Source organism: Paenibacillus puerhi (genome assembly GCF_009846885.1).
In the GTDB taxonomy this organism is placed as follows: Bacteria; Bacillota; Bacilli; order Paenibacillales; family NBRC-103111; genus Paenibacillus_G; species Paenibacillus_G puerhi.
Genome location: NZ_WUWM01000005.1, coordinates 238,190 through 257,581, shown reverse-complemented (window position 1 = coordinate 257,581; position 19,392 = coordinate 238,190). Strand labels below are relative to the sequence as shown.

21 protein-coding genes are annotated in these 19,392 nt (G+C 55.8%); 3 read left to right on the top strand and 18 right to left on the bottom strand.

The window, feature by feature from the left end:
- The first annotated feature begins 523 nt into the window (after window positions 1-523).
- Window positions 524-964 (top strand): transposase, encoded by a 441-nt coding sequence (locus GSF01_RS06820; RefSeq protein WP_159882271.1) that lies wholly within the window; start codon window positions 524-526, stop codon window positions 962-964.
- On the opposite strand, the gene GSF01_RS06815 is transcribed toward GSF01_RS06820, so the two are convergent.
- The 16 genes from GSF01_RS06815 to GSF01_RS06740 all read right to left on the bottom strand — a co-directional run bounded on the left by GSF01_RS06815 (window position 957) and on the right by GSF01_RS06740 (window position 16,165).
- On the bottom strand, window positions 957-2,612 hold the full coding sequence (locus tag GSF01_RS06815; protein WP_159882270.1) for a DUF4179 domain-containing protein: 1,656 nt from the start codon (window positions 2,610-2,612) through the stop codon (window positions 957-959). The genes GSF01_RS06820 and GSF01_RS06815 overlap by 8 nt on opposite strands.
- Window positions 2,605-3,126: an RNA polymerase sigma factor gene (locus tag GSF01_RS06810; RefSeq protein WP_159882269.1), complete on the bottom strand. Its 522-nt coding sequence runs from the start codon at window positions 3,124-3,126 to the stop codon at window positions 2,605-2,607. Before GSF01_RS06810 ends, GSF01_RS06815 begins: the two co-directional genes overlap by 8 nt.
- Before the next feature lie 118 nt (window positions 3,127-3,244).
- Entirely contained in the window at window positions 3,245-4,576 is a 1,332-nt protein-coding gene (locus tag GSF01_RS06805; RefSeq protein WP_159882268.1) for a pyrimidine-nucleoside phosphorylase, read from the bottom strand.
- Window positions 4,577-4,713: 137 nt separating this feature from the next.
- Window positions 4,714-5,091, bottom strand: a complete 378-nt coding sequence (locus GSF01_RS06800; protein WP_159882267.1) for a cupredoxin domain-containing protein — start codon at window positions 5,089-5,091, stop codon at window positions 4,714-4,716.
- 228 nt (window positions 5,092-5,319) lie between these two features.
- The gene (locus GSF01_RS06795; RefSeq protein WP_159882266.1) at window positions 5,320-5,730 is read right to left on the bottom strand and encodes a flagellar protein; all 411 of its coding nucleotides are present in this window, start codon (window positions 5,728-5,730) and stop codon (window positions 5,320-5,322) included.
- 335 nt (window positions 5,731-6,065) lie between these two features.
- Window positions 6,066-7,223, bottom strand: coding sequence for an acyltransferase family protein (locus GSF01_RS06790; RefSeq protein ID WP_159882265.1), 1,158 nt, complete (start codon window positions 7,221-7,223; stop codon window positions 6,066-6,068).
- Between the two features lie 192 nt (window positions 7,224-7,415).
- Window positions 7,416-8,267, bottom strand: coding sequence for a purine-nucleoside phosphorylase (locus GSF01_RS06785; RefSeq protein ID WP_159882292.1), 852 nt, complete (start codon window positions 8,265-8,267; stop codon window positions 7,416-7,418).
- A 51-nt stretch (window positions 8,268-8,318) separates the two neighbouring features.
- Window positions 8,319-9,146 carry a purine-nucleoside phosphorylase gene (locus tag GSF01_RS06780; RefSeq protein WP_159882264.1) on the bottom strand — a complete coding sequence of 276 codons (828 nt, stop codon included), beginning with the start codon at window positions 9,144-9,146 and terminating at the stop codon, window positions 8,319-8,321.
- Between the two features lie 37 nt (window positions 9,147-9,183).
- Complete coding sequence (deoB, locus tag GSF01_RS06775) at window positions 9,184-10,359, bottom strand: phosphopentomutase (protein ID WP_159882263.1); 1,176 nt, start codon at window positions 10,357-10,359, stop codon at window positions 9,184-9,186.
- A 122-nt stretch (window positions 10,360-10,481) separates the two neighbouring features.
- Window positions 10,482-11,381 (bottom strand): site-specific tyrosine recombinase XerD, encoded by a 900-nt coding sequence (gene xerD, locus GSF01_RS06770; RefSeq protein ID WP_159882262.1) that lies wholly within the window; start codon window positions 11,379-11,381, stop codon window positions 10,482-10,484.
- Between the two features lie 120 nt (window positions 11,382-11,501).
- Window positions 11,502-11,744, bottom strand: coding sequence for a DUF4227 family protein (locus GSF01_RS06765; protein WP_159882261.1), 243 nt, complete (start codon window positions 11,742-11,744; stop codon window positions 11,502-11,504).
- Window positions 11,745-11,885: 141 nt separating this feature from the next.
- A complete protein-coding gene (ald, locus tag GSF01_RS06760) occupies window positions 11,886-13,010 on the bottom strand; it encodes an alanine dehydrogenase (RefSeq protein WP_159882260.1) in 1,125 nt (374 codons plus the stop codon).
- A gap of 117 nt (window positions 13,011-13,127) precedes the next feature.
- On the bottom strand, window positions 13,128-13,577 hold the full coding sequence (gene fur, locus GSF01_RS06755; RefSeq protein WP_159882259.1) for a ferric iron uptake transcriptional regulator: 450 nt from the start codon (window positions 13,575-13,577) through the stop codon (window positions 13,128-13,130).
- A gap of 117 nt (window positions 13,578-13,694) precedes the next feature.
- Window positions 13,695-14,342, bottom strand: a complete 648-nt coding sequence (spoIIM, locus tag GSF01_RS06750) for a stage II sporulation protein M (protein WP_159882258.1) — start codon at window positions 14,340-14,342, stop codon at window positions 13,695-13,697.
- Between the two features lie 70 nt (window positions 14,343-14,412).
- Window positions 14,413-15,597, bottom strand: a complete 1,185-nt coding sequence (locus GSF01_RS06745) for an endonuclease Q family protein (protein ID WP_159882257.1) — start codon at window positions 15,595-15,597, stop codon at window positions 14,413-14,415.
- Window position 15,598: 1 nt separating this feature from the next.
- Window positions 15,599-16,165, bottom strand: coding sequence for an NUDIX domain-containing protein (locus GSF01_RS06740; protein WP_159882256.1), 567 nt, complete (start codon window positions 16,163-16,165; stop codon window positions 15,599-15,601).
- 153 nt (window positions 16,166-16,318) lie between these two features.
- Between GSF01_RS06740 and mciZ the strand changes: the two genes are divergently transcribed.
- Complete coding sequence (gene mciZ, locus GSF01_RS06735; protein ID WP_159882255.1) at window positions 16,319-16,540, top strand: Z-ring formation inhibitor MciZ; 222 nt, start codon at window positions 16,319-16,321, stop codon at window positions 16,538-16,540.
- Here the strand turns inward: mciZ and GSF01_RS06730 are convergent.
- Together GSF01_RS06730 and GSF01_RS06725 are read right to left on the bottom strand one after the other, a co-directional pair.
- Window positions 16,504-17,757, bottom strand: coding sequence for a DUF3866 family protein (locus GSF01_RS06730; protein WP_159882254.1), 1,254 nt, complete (start codon window positions 17,755-17,757; stop codon window positions 16,504-16,506). The two genes, mciZ and GSF01_RS06730, sit on opposite strands and share 37 nt — an antisense overlap.
- Before the next feature lie 155 nt (window positions 17,758-17,912).
- A complete protein-coding gene (locus GSF01_RS06725; protein WP_159882253.1) occupies window positions 17,913-19,061 on the bottom strand; it encodes a M20/M25/M40 family metallo-hydrolase in 1,149 nt (382 codons plus the stop codon).
- Between the two features lie 71 nt (window positions 19,062-19,132).
- Here GSF01_RS06725 and prli42 point away from each other — a divergent pair, with 71 nt between their 5' ends.
- On the top strand, window positions 19,133-19,228 hold the full coding sequence (prli42, locus tag GSF01_RS06720; protein ID WP_159882252.1) for a stressosome-associated protein Prli42: 96 nt from the start codon (window positions 19,133-19,135) through the stop codon (window positions 19,226-19,228).
- Window positions 19,229-19,392: the final 164 nt, after the last annotated feature.

The following is a 19,392-nucleotide window of genomic DNA, read 5'->3' as shown; positions in this document are numbered from 1 at the left end:
AACATGAAAAAGATCGCTCTCCACCTGGATAAACAGGTTCAATGAGGAGGGCGATCTCTTTTTTTTGAAAAATAATCCTTTAAAAAATGAGCTATCCAGCTAACACTAGGGGTTTCTCGTCAATCTGACCGGACCCTGGGGTCCGGCTTCCATATGGTCAGGCACTAGTTGAACGTTCCCGAAGTTACGATAATTGTCCCTTACATTCGTATCCACTTCAATCCCAACCACTAACGGTTTGTACGAAAAACCGTATAAAGAGGCACGTATGGCTGGATCGAAGTGTCGGTTTATACGAAATATCGTACATATATCCCCGCCTAAGGTGAAAATGAGCCATTTTTGTACGAAAAATCGTACAAACAGGCACGTATAGCTAGCTCGAAGTGTCCGTTTATACGAAATATCGTACATATATCCCCGCCTAAGGTGAAAATGAGCTGTTTAATGAATACTGCAGACGACTTGCCAGCTGTTCCGGGAGAGTATCCGGCCATAGGGCGCGACTCTGAGTACAAGCGTCATGGCACACTTAGTCTTCTGGCGGATCTTGGCCCCTCGTCACAGGCAAAGTTATAGGCTCCGTGGAAGAACGCCAGCGCAGCTGCGAATTGGGGACTTTCTGAAGAACCTCAAACCTGAACTCCGTATTCAGATGATCTTGGATAATCAATCGGCCCACATCTCCAAAGAATCGAAGACTTACTTGGAGACGGGGCCGGGTCGTTTTGAATTTGTCTTCACTCCCAAGCATGGCTCATGGCTCAGCGTGATCGAGTCGTTTTTTGCGAAGATGACCAAACAGGTGCTTCATCACCTGAGCGTCAAGTCCAAAGAAGAACTGAAACAACGCATTGAGCAAAATCTCGATGAAGTCAATGAGAGCCCCACACCCTTCCGCTGGAAGTACGGTATGGATGGGGAGATTAAGGTTGCATTAATTCAGAAACCTAATACTAGTTGATCGAAATTTCCTTGGCATGCCCCGGCACGATGTAGTTGTAAAACCCGGGGCTCAGCTTAATCTCTCCATGGTTCGCGAGCAGGCCGGGGTATTTCTGAACCCGGTGGTTGGATATGCTCCCTCCCGGCGGCATTGGCTCTACCGGCGGATAGATCCGCTCCCCGTCCTGATCGACGGCTGTCTGCGAGATGCCTTGGAAGCGCTCATCGGTCGATTCGGATTCGACGATCAGATCATCCCCCTGCTTGTAATAGGTGAATGTGACGGGAAATCCGTCGAGCTTCGTCTCAAAGGACTGAGGCGTTTCCGTCACTTGCTGCAAAGGCACCCACAGGTCCGTGGAGCGCTTGCGTACTTGCAGGTCCGTGAACATAAGCTTCATCGGAATGCCGGACCAGTCCTTGTTCCACTCCGGCGACTCGAAGCGCAGATACCACCCCGTCTTGTCATCATGCCACCGTCCGCCTTCAACAGTCTGGCCGCCTACCTGCAGCTTGATATTCCGATAATAATACTCGGCGTGATTTGGCAATTTATGTTCATCGTCATAATCGATTTTGATCTGCAGCGGCGTAACCGCCATCGCCTTAAGCTTCATGGTAAAGTCTTCGGCAACCGGAATATCCAGTTTTTTGCGGTAGGTTGCTTGTCTGGCCTTCGCATCATTCACATCGAAGGAGGCGAGCCAGCTGCCGTCGATCGTCTTGATAGGCTCCAGGTAGGAGAACTGGAGTGCCGCCTGCTCCCACTGCTCCGCCGTAACCGTGAAGTTGACCTGGCTCAGCTGGGTATTCTCCTTATCCGTAGGCAGGACCGCCCCGTAACTTGATGAAATGCGTTGCTCTCCCGCCATCAGGAATAAATGCGGATGGGCCCAGCTCTCTTCCTTCGAGCGAATAGGAAGTTCATACCGGATACTTACCGTCTCCTCTTGGCGCTCGACCGATTGGATACGGATAGCCTCATAAGCGGTTCCTGTCGGTATATCTTGGCCCTGCTGGAGCTGGCTCAGCTTCATCGGCAGAGGCGTGTCTTTATACCGGTAAAAGCTCAGTCCCTCGAGGGTCAGATCCAGCTTATTGCGGCCCCAGGACAAGCTATTGTCCGTCTCCAGCAGGCCGGTAAGCTGCCCGGAGGCTTCATCCAGCTTGATCATATTGCGAAGCTCCTCGCTCGCTCCCTTGCTATCCGCTAGAGAGGCCTTGCCGAAGCTGACGACATCGAACTTGGGCATATCCGGCACCATGGCCGTGAACAGCACATCCAGACGCTTCTCGTCGGTCACAACACCGTGCAGCGATACTTGTACGCCCTTCGACTCCATCGTAATATCCAGGGGGTTGCCGAAGCCTTCATTGAAAGCAGTCGACACGCCCAGACGGCCAAACAGCTCCGGCCAGCCGACCGTTACGCCCGCAACGACTGGCGCGGCTACCAGTAAAGTCGAGACTGCGACGGCCACCGGGAGCAGCCTGGCGCGTCTTCGTCCGCTCCGCAGGGCATCTCCTTCTCTTCTGCGTCTCGGTCCATTTCCTCCCTCAGCTGCCACCCGCTCCTGTATGCTCTGCCACATCGCGTCAAAATCAGGAAGCTCCGGTCGCTCTTGACGAGCCAGCTTCTCCAGGTATCGTTCTTGTTGGTTATTCAAGACACTCATCCCCTTTCCATTTCTCGTGAATCCCAGCTTCGAGCTGCTCGCGGAGCAGCTGCATCCCCTTGCTCATTCTCGACTTGACTGTACCAAGCGGAATATCCAGGCAGTCTGCGATCTCTTGGTGCGAGAGCTCGCTGACATACCGCAGCGCCAGCACGCTCCGAAGCTTGGGCGGCAGCTTGCCGAGCCAGCGCTCAAGATCCCGTTCCCCCTCTTGGCGCATGACCGATTCCTCCGCCGGCTCGTGGCTCTGCTTGGGCTGCAGAAGGAACGACGTCCATTCCTTCCAGGTTCCTTGGCTGCGCCGCTTGCCATGACTGCTGCACAGATTGGCCGCGATGCGAAGCAGCCATGGCTTCAAACTTTCTACGCGGCTCCGGTCCGCCTGTAGGGCTCGGACGAACGTTTCCTGGCACATGTCCTCGGCGTCCGCAGCATTTTGCAGCAAATAATAGCAGAGGTAGTACACATCATTGCGGTACGTTTGAAATAATTCCCTATCGTTCATGCCTGGTCTCACCTCCTGTCCGGTTGTTAATAAGACCATTAACTCCCGGCTTCGGTTCGTTCTGCGCACAAAAAAATCGCCCGGGCGGGGAAAACCTGCGCTTCGGGCGATTCTTAGCTTACATATAGCGGACTCCGTCCTTGGTCACGACAGCATACATCAGCTTGGGCCGCTCCACCGGCTCGTCAGCGAAGCTGAACGCGGCTATCGTACGCCTCAAGATGCTGCTCGTCTCTTCCGCTTCATGGCGATTCATGTAAAGTTCAGCTAGCGCCTCCCCGGCCTTCACCGGATCGCCGACACGCTTGTTCAGCTTCAGCCCTACGGCCAGATCGATCCGGTCCTCCTTGGTAGCCCGGCCTGCCCCCAGCATCATCGCCGTGACGCCCAAGGACTCCGCGTCGATCTCCGATACATAACCGTCCTGCGGCGCGGGGACCTCCAGACGAAAGTCCGCCTGCGGAAGCAAGTCCGGTGCGTTCACGATTGCCCCATTCCCTTCCTGGGCTTCGATGAACTGCTTGAGCTTATCGAGCGCCGCGCCGTTTCTCAACAGCTCTGTGACCTGCTGCAGAGCCTCCTCGTACGCAGCCGCTTTACCTCCGAGATACACCATATGAGCGGCGAGCTCCAGGCAAAGCTCCGTCAGCTCAGCCGGACCTTGGCCGCGGAGCGTGTCGATCGCCTCGATGACCTCCAGCGCATTCCCTATCGAGGGACCCAGCGGCTCATCCATGTTGGTGATGACGGCGACCGTTTCCCGGCCTACCTCCGTACCAATCTCCACCATCGCCCGGGCAAGCGCGACCGCATCGTCCAGCGTCTTCATGAAGGCTCCCTTGCCTGTCTTCACATCGAGTACGATCCGGTCCGCACCGGAGGCGATCTTCTTGCTCATGATGGAGCTGGCGATCAACGGAATCGAATCAACCGTTGCCGTGACATCGCGCAATCCATACAGCTTCTTGTCGGCCGGCGTCAGATTGCCGGACTGTCCGACGACCGCAATGCCGATATCCCGGACCTGCTGAAGGAATTGCTCCTTCGACCGCTCGACTTGAAAGCCTGGGATGGCCTCCAGCTTGTCGACCGTTCCCCCGGTATGACCGAGCCCGCGACCGGACATTTTGGCTACCGGCACTCCTGCCGCCGCCACCAGCGGCGCTACGACTAGCGTGGTCGTGTCGCCGACGCCGCCTGTGCTGTGCTTATCCACCTTGATCCCGGGAATACCGCTCAGATCGACTTGATCGCCCGAGGCTGCCATCGCGAGCGTCAAATCCGCCGTCTCCCTGGCGCTCATCCCTTGGTAATAGACCGTCATGGCCCAAGCTGATACCTGGTAGTCCGGGATAGAGCCCTGCACATATCCAGCGATGAGCCAGTTGATTTCATCGGTTGTAAGCTCGCCGCCGTTCCTTTTCCTATGTATAAGATCAACTGTCCGCATGGGAATCAACCTCTCTGTGTCAGGCATGTTCAAAAAAATCGTATCTCTTGTATTATATGTCTGCCGAGGCAAAAAGAAAAGGAAGTCCGGCGCTAGGCGCAGACCTCCTTCTCGTCTCAAGGGAAAACAGCCGTCGATTACTCGACGATCAGCTTGGATATCATCTCGGCATGCCCCGGACCGCAAGGCAGCGTGCAGTGAACTTCATAGACGCCAGGCTTGTCGAACGTAACTTCCATCGACTTCGTGTTGTTGTCGAGCTTTACACTCGTTCCAACGATTTCCATCGCGTGAAGACCTTCCTTGTTTTGCAAGGAAACCGTCATCTTTTCTCCGGCTTTTACTTTATATTCCGCTTGATCGAACTTGTAGTTCGACGCTACGAATTTCAAAGAAGGACCGGCCGCCTCTTCCTTCGCCATTTCCGCTTGACGTGCCGAGATGGTTTGAAACAACACTCCCGTTCCGAGGAGACAGGCGACGATGAACAGTGAAAACATGACCCACTTATGCATAGATATTCCCCCCCTACTTGTTTACCGTTAGACACATAGGCTTATTGTACATAATACTGTTCAATTTACACATGCCTATTTCGGCCATTCCCGTGAAAAATTTGTGACAAAATTGCAAATTCCTCGTCGTCTGCCCGGTTTCAATGCCATTTTAGCATAAATTTTGAAAAACGACAAAAACAAAGCCGGCGCCTTTGGACAAGGCCCGGCACGATCGACGGCACTTGATCAGTATTGCAGCCGGCTCCGGTCTCGGATCTGAAACCCGGCCCCGCGCTCACGCGTTTTCTCCTCCTGCTCCCGCATATGACGGATCTCGGAGACAAGACGCATCCGGCAGCTCACACAGAGATGATGCTGCCGGATGCCGGCTCCGCAGTTGCTGCAAGGATAGGTCAGGCCGGAGTAATAAGTCGTCGGCAGCCTATTCCCTTTAATAAACAGATGGATCTGGCGAAGAGACACCCCGGTAGCCTCGCTCATTTCCTCTGTCGAAGCCTTATGATATTTCCGCAGGAAATCCGAGCATTTCGTATAATCCGAATCCAGCGAATATTGGCAGTCCTGACACAAATTCCGTATGTTTTTCTGGAACACTTTGCCGCATGAAGGGCAATTCGCGACCTTAAGCATCGTCATGACCGGCCATCCCTTTCCTGAAGAAGACTCAACCGCAAGTCCTATGTTCCACTATTATCACTAGTTCTATTTACCCAATTGTATCACGTTAGGCCTATTCTCGATATAGGCACAGACCAAATTCATCGCATTTTTATTGAGCTTTGCTCGGAATAGGCGGGCATCGCCTGCTCCATACTAAACTCATGGCGCCTGTCGCCGCGAAATCACCCCCATACTCGAGCTCAAAGGAGGCGTCTGCTATGTCCGACAAGCAGCAAGGTCACGGCAACCAGAACACAACGACCCGCACCAGCGACAAAGGCTCCAAAAAATCGAAATAAAACAAGCCTGAATCAAGCATCCTTGGTTAGGGGCGCAGCCGTTCCACGAGCAAGAAGACGCTGCGCCCGCCTGGCTGCGGCCTTCCCCCATGCCATGGACGGGAGCTCGATCCAGTAATAAGACAAGGCGGATACTCCGATCGTCCCCGCAAAAGCGATGATTAGAATCAGCCAAATGGGGAGAATCCCGTACAGCAGATTGATGGAGACAAGCAGAAGGATGACATGATACAAATAAATGCTATAAGAAATTTTCCCTATAAAATGCACGGGCTTGAATAGTAATACGGAAGTGAATCGGCCGCCTGACAAAGCCGCCAGGATCAGCATCGCAGCCCCGACCGTATTTCCCCAATCCGTCGCGAATTTGATCAGACTGGGGTTTCCGAACGGCAGCACCCAGGATGGAAGCTTAAAAAAACCGAAGAGCAGGATAGCCGCTATCATAAACCCTGCTTTAACGATATAGGAAGTCTCTTTGTATCGACGAATCAAAGCCTCTCTGTGCTTGGCCAACAGGGCTCCGACAGCGAACATAAACGTATAGTGCAAAGTCACGCTGTACCAGGTCCAATGTACAAGGACAAGGGCGGAGACGAATAGGCCAAGGAGCGTTACCCATCTCCAATGAAACCGGATAACGGCAGTCATGATTAGAGGAAATAGGAGAGATATGCGCATCTCATGGACAAGCGACCAAATCACCTGGTCATAGGCTCCCGTATCGAAGTTAGTAATCAGCAGCAAATGGTCAGCCAGCAGGCTCCATGAAAAAGCGGTGTTCCAGTTGAATTCATTCAGCCAGCTGCTCAGTCCGCTTATCTCTCCCGGATACGTCGCGCTAAGAGCTATGGCCACGAAAATGGCGGTTAGATAAGGGATGTAAATACGAAAAACTCTTTTTACAGCAAAGGGGATATAGATCGTATTTTGTTTAGCCAGAAAAGGTAGAGCCAGCACGAACCCGCTCAAAATAAAAAACAGCATGACGGCTTCGTGACCTGCCCAAATCACGCGCAATGGCGTATACCGGATCAGTTTAACCAGCCAATACCCTTCAAGACTGTGAACAGGAATAACAAATTGAGGAAGCACCAGAAGAAAATGATTGAGCAGCACCATTAGGCATGCCACTCCCCTTAACGAATCCAATTGATCGTAACGCTGCATGACTGATTCCATCTCCCTTAAAATAGATACAAATCGTATCAATTATAGCAAGAAAATGGATTTTTCATACGTTTTTTACTATAACTTTAGTTTGTATTCAAGAGAGGGCGACAAGGCAAAAAGGCCGCACCCTTCCGATTGATTTCATCGAAAGAATACAGCCTAGGATAACTAGGAATTATCTCGTTTGAGCTAGAGCTCGACTACCGCCACGAACCGCTTAACCAGCTCAATAAACACGGGCTTCGTGCGATTAGCCACCGCAACGACCTGTTCATGCGTCAGAGGCTCCAGCTCCTCGCCGATGGCCATGTCGGTGATACACGAGATGCCGAGCACCTTCAGTCCGGCGTGACTGGCGGCGATCACTTCACCTACCGTCGACATGCCGATGGCGTCGCCCCCGAGTCCGGCCAGCATCGTCAGCTCAGCGGGCGGCAAATAATTCGGCCCCGTAATCCCCGCATAGACGCCCGACTGCACCCGAACCGGCGCGCCGCGTTCCTCGCTCATCTGCTGCGCTACACGCTTCGCCAGCTCCCGGTAGCTCTTGGTGTAAGCCTGCGACATATCCGGGAAGCGGACGCCCAGCTCCGGATGATGAAGCCCGATCAACGGATTGTCTCCGGTCATATTGAGATGATCCTCGATCAGCATCAGATCGCCTGCTGCGAAGCCCGGGTTCATACCGCCCGCGGCATTCGTAATAATGAGCGATTGAACGCCGAGCTGCTTCATCACGTAGATGGGAAATACGACCTTTTTCATCGAGTAGCCTTCGTAGTAGTGGAAGCGCCCCTGCATGACGATGACCGACTTGCCTTCCAGCTCGCCGATGACGAATTGTCCGGCATGTCCTTCCACAGTAGACACAGGAAAATGCGGAATGAGGTCGTAAGGGATCGTTACCGGATTGTCGACCTGCTGCGCCAGATCCCCCAGACCTGAGCCGAGCACCATCCCGATTTGCAGAGGACGCCTGTCGATTTGGTCGCTGATCCATTGAGCCGCTTCCTGAATATGCTGAACATAATTATGTTCCATGCTCATGTCCGTCGCTCCCTTCAATTTGTAACTCTTCGCAAATGCCGAAATCTACATGCTTGGAATGATGCCGACAATCAGCTTCAAGAAGGTTTGCTTCACGCGCTCCGTCGTCTCGATCACTTCCTCGTGGGATAGAGGCTGATCCAGGATGCCAGCCGCCATGTTGCTGATGCAGGAAAAGCCCAGCACTTCGATGCCGGCATGCCGCGCCACCAGTACCTCGGCGACGGTGGACATCCCCACGGCGTCTCCGCCCAGCGTCCGGATCATACGGATCTCGGCCGGGGTTTCATAGGAAGGACCCAGCAAGCCAAAGTAGACGCCTTCTTGAAGCGTCAGTCCTTGTTCCTCCGCTACGCGGTGCGCCACTTCCCGCAGCCGCCGGCTGTAGGCCTCCGACATATCGGGGAAGCGTACGCCCAGCTCGCCGAAGTTAGGCCCGATCAGCGGATTGCGGAAGGTGAAATTGATGTGATCCCGTATCACCATCAAGTCTCCAGGCTTGTACGACGTATTAACGCCGCCTGCCGCATTCGTGACCAGCAGCTTCTCGACGCCAAGCTCCTTCATCACACGAACCGGAAAGGATACGGTTTCCACGCCATATCCCTCATACATATGAAAGCGGCCTTTCATAAGCAGCACATGGCGGCCCTCAACTGTTCCGAGCAGCAATTCGCCCGCATGGCCTTCAACCGTGGACACCGGGAAGTTCGGAATATCCTCGTAAGGAATCGTCACCGCCTCCTCGACCAGCTCAGCCAGAATGCCGAGGCCCGAGCCCAGGATCAGTGCGATTTCCGGCTTGACGGGATACCGTTCCCTAATAAAATCAGCCGCTTCTTTAATTTGCTTCAATACTGGCGCTTGCTCCATCTGTTCTCGTCTCCCTTCTTCTATAACGGTCTAACCGTCAACGCAATTCCGATAAAAAGCTTTGCCCGTTTCCTGTGGGAGCCACTCCGAAATTCTCCGCTATCGTCGCTCCGATATCGGCGAAGGTTCCGCGTACCCCGAGAGACTGAGGCTCGCGGAGAGATGGGCTGTACACCAGGAGCGGCACATATTCGCGCGTATGATCCGTTCCGTGATGAATAGGATCATTGCCGTGATCCGCTGTCAGGATCAGCAAATCCTCGTCGCCGATCTGCTCCATGATCCGGGGCAGCCACTCATCGAACTCGTTCAGCGCACCCGCGTACCCTTGCGGATCCCGGCGGTGTCCGTACAAGGAATCGAAGTCAACGAGATTGGTGAACAGGAGACCGCCAAACGGCTGCTTCAAGGCGTCTATCGTCCGCTCGATGCCGTCGAGGTTGCTTTTCGTAGGCGTGCTTCGCGTGACGCCCTCGCCGGAATAGATATCGCCGATCTTGCCGATCGCGATGCTGTCCAATCCCGCATCCTTCAACCGGTTCATAACCGTTTCTTCCGGAGGCTTGACCGCATAATCATGACGATTCGGCGTCCTTTTGAATGCCCCCGGCTGCCCCAGATAAGGACGGGCGATCACGCGACCGACCGCATACGGATCTTCCAGCGTCAGCCTCCGCGCAATCTCGCAGGCGCGATACAGCTCGTCCAGCGGAATAATCTCCTCATGGGCGGCTAACTGGAAGACGCTGTCTGCCGATGTATATACGATCCAGGCGCCGGTTTTCATCTGCTCCTCGCCCAGCTCGTCCAGAATGTCCGTACCCGACGCAGGCTTGTTGCCGATGACCTTGCGACCTGTCTCGCTTTCGAAACGCTCCAGCAATTCCGGAGGAAAGCCATCCGGGAATACGTTAAACGGGATATCGACCTTCAAGCCCATAATCTCCCAATGGCCGGTCATCGTATCTTTGCCGACCGAGACCTCCGCCATCTTGCCGAAATACCCCTCCGGTTTGTCCGCCGGCTCAATCCCTTCCAGCTGCGCGATGTTGCCAAGCCCCAGCTTCTGCAGGTTGGGAAGCTTCAACTCGGGAACCCGCTGTGCAATATGCCCCAACGTGTGAGCTCCGGCATCCCCAAATCGAGGCGCATCCGGAAGCTCTCCGATCCCGACACTATCTAGCACGATTAAACAAATTCGTTGGAATTTCAAGGGCAGGACCTCCTACATTCTCTTTAGCCTATGGCTATTATCGCAAAACCGACCCGCTTTTGCAAAGCGCCCGGACCGACAAGAAACCCGTTCCTTCCAAATCGGGGAACGGGCGAATCGCTTCAGGTTTCGATGCGCGCACGCGGATGCGAGCGGTCATACACATCCTTCATCTTGCTGCGGGTCAGCTGGGTATAGATTTGTGTGGAGGAGATGTCGGCATGCCCCAGCATTTCCTGCACGGAACGAAGATCAGCTCCGTTCTCGATCAGGTGGGCGGCGAACGAATGCCGCAGCGTATGCGGCGTGATCTCCTGCTCGATGCCCGCTTCCCGGGCATAGCGTTTCATGATTTTCCAAAAACCTTGGCGGGTCATGCGGGTCCCGAGATGGCTGACGAACAAAGCGGCCTCCTGCTTGTCCTGCTTCAACAGGCGGGGACGCACCGAGTCCATATACGTCTGTGCGAAGCCGGAGGCGATCTGACCGAGCGGCACGACGCGTTCCTTCCCCTTGCCCATGCAGCGGATAAAGCCGAGGCTCGGGTTCACGCTTTCCACGTCAAGCGAGATCAGCTCCGAAACCCGGATGCCGGTAGCATACAGCACCTCGAGCATCACTTTATCCCGGAAGCCGTTCGGAGTCGAAGCTTGGGGGGCTTCCAGCAGCTTGCCGACCTCCTGGACGGACAAGACCTGCGGAACCCGCTTCTCAAGCTTGGGGGTCTCCATATGAATCGACGGATCATGGTCGATCCGGCGCACGCGAACCATGAATTGATAAAAGCCGCGGATCGAGATCACCGTGCGGGTTAATGTCGCACTGGCACGGCCCTTCTGCTTGAGATTATGCAGATAGCCGGTTATGCTTGCCTTGCCTGTCTCGGACCAGGCGCCGACGCCGGACTGCTCCAAATAATCGAGATACTGAAGGATATCCCGTTCATACGAGTCGAGCGTGTTGGGCGCTAGCCCGCGCTCTTCGGTTAAAAATGTAATGAATGCCTGCAAATCCTCTCTCATGAGCAATCCCCTCTATGTTCTGACAAAAGCGGCCTTTGTTTTAATTCCACATCCAGGGGCCGGATTCCTGCCGAACGAACTATGGATTCGGGAATTATCGCGAGGGGATCTGCGGGCTGCCTACTCGCCGATCCAGTAAAAGAGCCTGAGCCGCTCCCCCATCCCCCGCGGATTCGAAACGACGGCCGACTCGTGCTTGAATACCTTGATCGCGCGCCCATTCGGCTCCTTGTACCGGTGCACGGGCTCCAAATAAGAAGCGGCTGCAAGCAGCAGATGATACAGCGCGTACGTGCACACAACAAACAACAAAGCGAAACGAAAGCGTGCCAGCCACTTGCCTGCCCGGATATGGATAATCACAGCTCCATCTCTCCTCTCGGATTCCGTTCTTCCGATCCATTGCGGCGCCCCCGGGCAGAAGGATATACGGTCCCTCCTGCGCCAGGCAGCGCTCCTAAGAGTAGCGTATGAGACGATGCAGGCGATTATGTTGACAAGTTGTCAGCTGATAGGCAGCAGCGAGTCAAGTCCGGTATAGGGAAGTCCGAGCGCTTCGGCTACAGCTGCATGGGTCACATGACCCTGGTACGTGTTCACGCCCATCTTGAGCGGCGGGTTGCTGTACAAAGCCCGGGTGATGCCCCGGCCCGCCAGCTCCAAGGCATACGTAATCGTCACATTGGTCAGCGCCAGCGTCGAGGTGCGCGGCACCGATCCCGGCATGTTGGCAACGGCATAATGAATGACCCCGTGCTTCTCGTAGATAGGCTCGCTATGGGTCGTCACGCGGTCTACGGTCGCGATCGAGCCGCCCTGATCGACGGCAACATCCACGATGACCGCTCCCTGCTTCATCGTTTTGACCATCTCCTCCGTAACCAGCCTTGGCGCCTTCGCTCCGGGAATCAGTACGGCTCCGATCAGCAGATCGGCCTTCTGCACCGCATTGGCGATATTGTAGGGGTTGGACATGAGCGTGCGGAGACGGCCCTGAAACACATCGTCCAAATACCGGATACGCTCGGCATTCCGCTCGATAATGACCACATTCGCCCCCATTCCCAGCGCCACCTTGGCTGCATTCGTGCCGACGATGCCGCCCCCCAGAATGATGACGTCAGCCGGCGGCACGCCCGGAACGCCGCCGAGCAGGATGCCTCGTCCCCCATAGAACTGCTCCAGAAACTGCGCCCCCACCTGTACGGACATCCGCCCGGCTACCTCGCTCATCGGCGTTAGCAGCGGCAGTCCTCCGCCGGGCAGCTGGATCGTCTCGTACGCTATCGAAGTCATCTTGCTGCTCACCAGCGCTTCCGTCAGCTTCGGCTCGGCAGCCAGATGGAGATAAGTAAACAGGGTCAGCCCTTCGCGGAAATAGGCGAATTCCTCAGCCAGCGGCTCCTTAACCTTCATAATCAGCTCGGCATTCCCCCAGACTTCCCGCGCCTCCTCGAGCAGAACAGCTCCTTCGCTGACATATTCCTCGTCCGCAAAACCGCTGCCTGCCCCGGCCCCCTTCTCGATAAGCACCTTATGACCGCCGGCGGTCAGCATAGCCGCGCCTCCGGGCGTCAAGGCGACACGGTTTTCGTTATTTTTCATTTCCTTTGGAATCCCGATGATCATCTCAGAATCGCCTCCCGATAGTAGGATGCTTCTAGGATTTGCTAACTGGAGCCAAATCATGAAAAGGAATGCAAAAAACCTCCTACTTGCCGTATGGCCAAGCGAAGGTTTTTTCAGTTACGATTTGTTTTTGTCTTGGCAGCGGTGACAGATCCCCTGGAAGTCAAGCCGGTGATCCAGCACATGGAAGCCGTAATCCCGCTCCAGCCGTTCCTCCAGCTCGCCAAGCCAATCCTCCATGATCTCGTCCACCGCGCCGCACTGCACACAGATCAGATGATGGTGGTGGTGATGGCTGCTGTCATTGCGAAGATCGTAACGGGCCACGCCGTCTCCGAAGTTCATCTTCTCCACCACGTGGAGCTCGCTGAGCAGTTCCAAGGTCCGGTATACGGTTGCAAGGCCGATCTCGGGCGCTTTATCCTTAACCAGCATAAAGACATCCTCGGCACTCAGATGATCCTCTTCATTCTCCAATAGAACTCTTACGGTTGCTTCGCGCTGGGGTGTAAGCTTATAACCCTGCGACTGCAATTGTTGTTTGATCTTGTCAATGCGAGATTCCATGCTCCTCCCCCTACGGCTGCCATCAATCCGCTTAGGCTGCCTGTTCATGGCGCGGATTCGCGAAAAGTAACGTCATGGTACCATTATAGGAGAGGAAATGGAAGAAAGTCAAACCTTTTACGCCGCTCCGAGCGTGATCAGCATCGGTGTGACCCACTTCATCATCACAGGAGACAAATGGGCTTCGAAGAGGGCGACGCCAACCAGCAGCACGCCCGAGGCAAGGGTAACCCCCGAAAAGCGAATCAGCGGCTCTAGCAGCTCGCCTCTTTTTTGAATAAACCGGTTTTTCACCAAATGAATGGAAAAGGAGACGGCGGTGGCGCTGCATACGAGGATTACGGGAATCACAATCAAATTTTGCGGAACGACGGACACCAGCGCGAACAGCAGTCCCTTCCAGGAAAGCGTGCCGGCCATGTATCCGACGGTAAAACCGACCAGGACGCCCTTGAGAAAATCAAGAATCAGGATGAACGGAAGCCCGATGACGGACATCCCGAGCAGCCATATAATAAGCACCCATTTCATATGGAGGGCCAGCGTGTCGCGAAAAGAAGCCGTCGCATCGCCGTTAAGCTCCCCTTGATTAACGATCGAGAAGAAGTTGCTCAGGTAGCGGGTCATCTCCTGCTTCTGCTCCAGCGACAAGGCACTCACCATCACCGCGCCGAAGATGACCCCGGTTACGAAAATGACTCCGATGAAAATATACAGCGACAAATGTTCCTTCCAATACTGCTCTAGCGATCGGTTTCGCGGCATGCGGTCAAGCCCCCCTTGTCCGGTTAGTACAACCTATGCGTCCAAGAGGGAAGTTAGACCACGCTCGTTCCTATCCTTGCTCGACCTTGCCGTACTTGCCTCCCCCGCCGGTCTGCAGCTCCAGGGTACCCTGGCGCGCAGCCAGCAGATAACCGGCAATCCGCTCGCCCGCCGTCTCCGCAAGCTCCTCGTAAGAGGCGCGGTGGAGCAGATCCATTTCCGTGCCGAAACGCTCCAGCAGCCGGTTCAACAGCTTGGGGCCAAGCCCGGGGATAAACTCCAGCGGCACCTGATACCTATAGGGCGGCCTGTTCGCCGGCACTATGGGCTGCTCGCGATCGGAGATCGAGAGGATGCGGTCCATCACGCCCCGGACAATCTTGGTACTGCCGCAGTACAGGCAACGTTCCACGACCGAGGCGTCCTGCTCGTCCAGGATAGACTCGCATGCCGCACAGTAGGTTCGGTGATATTTCCCCAGACGGGGATTCAATCCATAGTTGGCCAGCACTTGCCGGTCTCCCTCGCCCGTCAGCGAGCGCCGGAATTCTTCGAACGTCGGTTCAGCCAGCTGGAGCTTATTGTACTCTCTGCCGATCTTGGGCAGCGAATGGGCATCGGAGTTGGTGAGAAACGTGTAGCGTTCAAGCTCCGAAATATAGCCCGCCATCGTTGAATCCGCGCTAAGACCCAGCTCGACGGCTGCGATGCCTTCAGGATCCAGCAGCTCAGACATGCGGGTACAGCTGCTGCCATAAATACTTTTGTGGGGAGTGAATATATGTGCCGGTATGAGCAGACCGCCTCGTCCGATAACCTCCTGCTGAAGCTCTCTGGCCGGAACGTAGAGGCGCTGGGAGCTGAGCTGGACATTTTTCATGTGCCGGCGCAGCCATTCGGTAAATGAGCGCATGTCCTCGATGGCCGGCAAGTAGGCGAGGAGGTGAGCCGGACGCATGCCGGGATCGCGCACCTCCAGCTCGCAGCCGAGCAGCACCGTCGTCTGGTGATACCGGATGCCGCCGCCCGCCAGCTCCTTCATGTCGCCTGTATCCAGGTAATGAAGCATCTCCGTCTGTACCCCGGGCGAATGGCAGTCGATAATGCCGACGATGTCCATTCCTTTCCGCTGCGAAGCTTCCTTCGCTATATTGAAAAAGGTCAGATTATTGGCGGCGCTGATCTTCACCGCTTCTCCCGCTTCCGTCCGTCCGATATGGATATGCAGGTCGGCATAATAGGAGGAAAGCTTCATCTTACTCAAAGGCTCCCGTCACTTGATACAGGTTCCAGGCATATACCGCCAGGATCGTCTTCGCATCGCTGATGCGCTGATCCCGGATCAGCGCCTTGGCCTCGTCCAGCGTAATTCCCCACGCCTCCAGGAATTCGTCTTCATCCGGCCTCGCTTCTCCCGGGGCAAGCTGCTCCGCTACATAGAGATGGAGCAGCTCGTCGGCAAAGCCCGGCGATGTATAGAACGAGGCCACATGACGGAGGGAGCCCGCCGTGTACCCGGTTTCCTCCTCCAGCTCCCGCCGCGCCGCTTCCAGCGGGTCCTCTCCGCCGTCCAGCTTGCCGGCCGGAATTTCGATCTGGCTCTTCTCCAGCGGCTTGCGGTACTGCTCCACGACGATCATCCGGTTATCAACGGTCAGCGCCAGCACCGCAACCGCTCCAGGGTGCTTGACAATTTCCCGGGTCGCTTCCTCCCCGTTCGGCAGCCTGACCGTATCTACATGGAGGGAGATGATTTTCCCTTCAAAGATGGGCTTTGTGGACAGAGTAATTTCTTCGAATTTTTTATGTTGTTCGGGTGTCAAGGCAGATTCCTCTCTTCCTGGCAAGGGTAATAGGATGTATATTCTTCAAAATAGTACCCCAAGAACGGCCTTCGGGTCAAAATAGTCAGTCATAATCGCCGGGACACTTGCATAGGTTGTACTATAAAACTATGAAAGCCGGGTGGATTCAATATGAAAATGTATGCGAAAGATAGTCAAATGTGCTTAGTCGGCAAAGGCTGGGAAATCCGTCATTACTTGCAGAAGATGGCCGGGCAAGCAGGCTCCCACACCAAGCTGAACGATTATTTGATCGATCACGTTATCAAACCGAACCGCATGCGCAGCCAGAAATCCGTGAAGCGCTGGGCCAAGCTTTACTCCTCGCTCGGTCTTGCGCGCAGGGCCAGATAGTTATCGAAGGCATAGCCAGCCGCCGTACATACGGCTTGGAAAAAGGCGGGCTCCTCGGCCAGTCCGCGGTTCATCGTGGTGATCGGGCGGCCATACGCCGCAAGAGCCTGCCCGATCTCGCCCGCCGAAGGCGGCGGAAGCCAGCGCACCTCGTGCCGCTGTGCCAGCGCCGCCTGTTCGGCCTGCCCGCGGAGCATATGACGCTGCGCTTCATCCGCGAGCAGCGGCAGCGGGAGGACCGCCCGAGCGAGCGCGGCGGGCCCGAGCGCGGTGAGCGTGTGGGCGCTGAGCCCGCGGTGACGCGTGCGCGCGTCGGCAAAGCCGACCCGCGGCAGAACCACCGGCACGCCGCCCAGCGCGTGCACGGCATTGATCAGCTCCGCGGTCTCCATGCCGCTGAAGCCATAGGGCGTGCCCGTGCCCACGATGCCGGGGCCCATCGCGGCGATAATCATCCCGGCCCCCAGCACATGCCGGGCCGCCAGCAAAGCGGTGTACTTGTTCACCGCTTCCAGATCGCCGCCGTATGCGTGGCCATACGTGACGGTGCCCTCCAGCCAGCCCAGCTCCCGGAGCCGGGCGGCATGGCTGCTGATGTCGAGCGGCAGGGCGCCTCCGTCGCTCATTACGTACACTAGCCGGACAGGGGCCTGTTCCGGCTTGTTGCCGTGCTGCTGCAGGTGCCGCAGCCAGGCAGCCGCCGCCGGCAGCATGCTGTGCAGCTCGCCGATCAGGACCGGGGTACCGGCGAGGGAAGCGGCCTCGAGCATCGTGCCGTGATGAGGGCTGCTCGGCTCCTCTACGGCCAGAACGGCCCTTTGAGCTGCGGTATATCGCAGCTTCATGATGTGGCCGCTATCGTGAGGAGAGGCATCATGGTACTTTCGGACCGACTCGGCTGGGGAGGGGGCAGGGTTCTCGGCGGGTTTCGTGTTCAGAGCTTCATGCCCGGCGGATACCTGCTCAAGGGGCCGCCCTCCCGGCAGGACAGCCTGGACGAAATGCAGTCCGCCCGTCCCGAGGCGCAGCCGGACGGCCGTCGTGTTCAGCAGCACATAATCCTTTGGGGCCAGCTGCGGAAAGCACGTAAGGTCATGCATGGCATAGGCCGGACCCAGAGCATACGCGGCATCCATCAGCTGGACAAGCACGCGCTGCAGGCTTCCCTGGATTTCGCCCGCCTCCAACACGATGCCCCAGTCCCAATGGATTCCCACCGCACTCCCCCCATGCGCCAGATTCAAGCTAATAAAAAAATCGCCTCATATCCAAGTATGCGGCGATCCATCCATTATTGTTACACCGAGCTTAGTCGCCTACCCTTACTGGTATGCAAACCAAGCCCGAATTATCCGTCACCGGCAAAGTTGACCTACTTTCCTGCCTCTGCCGCCACCTGCTTTACAATCGCTACGACAGCCTCCGCCGTTTTCACCAGATCGGAAATGGCGATCCGTTCCTTTGTCGTATGAATATCCAGATACCCGACAGCCAGGTTCACCGTCGGTACGCCGAAGCCGTTGAAAATATTCGCATCGCTTCCCCCGCCCGAATGGAAAGTCCGCGGCGTGCAGCCGATGGCCGACAATGCCGTCATAGCCAGCTTGACGACGGGAGCCGACTCATCGTATAGGTAAGCCGGATAAATAACCTCGCTGTGGAATTCCAGCTTGGCGCCCATTTCGTCGGCAACGCTTTGGCAGGCCTCGCGCATACTTTCCACTTGCTCATCCATCCGCTTCTGCGTCAGGCTGCGGGCTTCCGCTTCCAGCCTCACGCGTTCGACTACAATGTTGGTCGCGCCTTCGACTCCGCCTTCGAACCGGCCGATGTTGGCCGTCGTTTCCTTATCGATACGCCCGAGCTTCATCCTGGAGATGGCCTTGCTCGCAACCGTGATCGCGCTGACGCCGTCCTCCGGATTCACGCCTGCATGCGCCGAGCGTCCCCAGAACGTAATATGGATTTTGGCTTGCGTCGGCGCCGCTACGGCAATATCACCGATTTTGCCGTTTGAATCCAGCGCGTAGCCGAAGTCCGCATCCAGCTTGCTTGGGTCCATAGCGCGCGAGCCCTTCAGTCCGGCCTCTTCGCCAGCCGTTATGGCAAACTGAATCTGTCCATGCTCCGTCCCCGTCTCCTTCAGCACCCGGATCGCTTCCAGCATAGCCGCAAGTCCCGCCTTGTCGTCGCTGCCGAGGATCGTCGTCCCGTCACTGCGGATATAGCCGTCTTCCCCAATCTGAGGCTTGATCCCCTTACCCGGGGTGACCGTATCCATATGCGAGGTGAAGAATAGCTTAGGCGCCTTGTTCTCCAGGCCCGCTGTAGCCGGCAGAGTAAAGAACAAATTATTCGAACCATGCCCCGTCTGCGCTGCCGAGTCATCCTCGACGGCCGTTAACCCGTAGGAAGTGAACTTCTGCTTCAGCACCTTGCTGATTTCCTGCTCGTGTCTCGTCTCGCTGTCGATCTGGACTAGCTCCAAAAATTCAGCGACCAATCGATTTTGCTGGATCATGACCTTCCTCCTAGGTACAAATTGAGTTATTATAGTACTATGAGTATTCCCCGTAAAGGAGCTGAATCCCTATGCAGAACAAAGTCATTTTTAAAATCGTCGTTTACGTTACACTGGTTGCCATGGTATTGTCCACCGTGCTCCTGACGATCAGCAGTATTATGTAATCAAGTAAGCAAACGCCTTGCAGACCTTCCTGAGCATTGCGTTGAGCATCGGTAGAGCTTGAGCAGGGAAGCCTGCGAATAAGCAGCTTTTGGGGCTGAAACGCCTACGTTCGAACCCTATTCCTGCATCCATACATGAAATTGTAAACCATACCGCGGCTTGT

Excerpts from the sequence above, each read along its gene's own strand:
- GSF01_RS06745 (WP_159882257.1), bottom strand. The coding sequence starts at position 15,597 with ATGAAGCTTTCCTCCTATTATGCCGACCTGCATATCCATATCGGACGG.
- GSF01_RS06820 (WP_159882271.1), top strand. The coding sequence starts at position 524 with ATGGCACACTTAGTCTTCTGGCGGATCTTGGCCCCTCGTCACAGGCAA.
- GSF01_RS06805 (WP_159882268.1), bottom strand. The coding sequence starts at position 4,576 with ATGCGGACAGTTGATCTTATACATAGGAAAAGGAACGGCGGCGAGCTT.
- GSF01_RS06790 (WP_159882265.1), bottom strand. The coding sequence starts at position 7,223 with ATGCAGCGTTACGATCAATTGGATTCGTTAAGGGGAGTGGCATGCCTA.
- xerD (WP_159882262.1), bottom strand. The coding sequence starts at position 11,381 with ATGAGAGAGGATTTGCAGGCATTCATTACATTTTTAACCGAAGAGCGC.
- ald (WP_159882260.1), bottom strand. The coding sequence starts at position 13,010 with ATGATCATCGGGATTCCAAAGGAAATGAAAAATAACGAAAACCGTGTC.
- spoIIM (WP_159882258.1), bottom strand. The coding sequence starts at position 14,342 with ATGCCGCGAAACCGATCGCTAGAGCAGTATTGGAAGGAACATTTGTCG.
- prli42 (WP_159882252.1), top strand. The coding sequence starts at position 19,133 with ATGCAGAACAAAGTCATTTTTAAAATCGTCGTTTACGTTACACTGGTT.
- GSF01_RS06810 (WP_159882269.1), bottom strand. The coding sequence starts at position 3,126 with ATGAACGATAGGGAATTATTTCAAACGTACCGCAATGATGTGTACTAC.
- GSF01_RS06800 (WP_159882267.1), bottom strand. The coding sequence starts at position 5,091 with ATGCATAAGTGGGTCATGTTTTCACTGTTCATCGTCGCCTGTCTCCTC.
- GSF01_RS06780 (WP_159882264.1), bottom strand. The coding sequence starts at position 9,146 with ATGGAGCAAGCGCCAGTATTGAAGCAAATTAAAGAAGCGGCTGATTTT.
- mciZ (WP_159882255.1), top strand. The coding sequence starts at position 16,319 with ATGAAAATGTATGCGAAAGATAGTCAAATGTGCTTAGTCGGCAAAGGC.
- fur (WP_159882259.1), bottom strand. The coding sequence starts at position 13,577 with ATGGAATCTCGCATTGACAAGATCAAACAACAATTGCAGTCGCAGGGT.
- GSF01_RS06785 (WP_159882292.1), bottom strand. The coding sequence starts at position 8,267 with ATGGAACATAATTATGTTCAGCATATTCAGGAAGCGGCTCAATGGATC.
- GSF01_RS06725 (WP_159882253.1), bottom strand. The coding sequence starts at position 19,061 with ATGATCCAGCAAAATCGATTGGTCGCTGAATTTTTGGAGCTAGTCCAG.
- GSF01_RS06795 (WP_159882266.1), bottom strand. The coding sequence starts at position 5,730 with ATGACGATGCTTAAGGTCGCGAATTGCCCTTCATGCGGCAAAGTGTTC.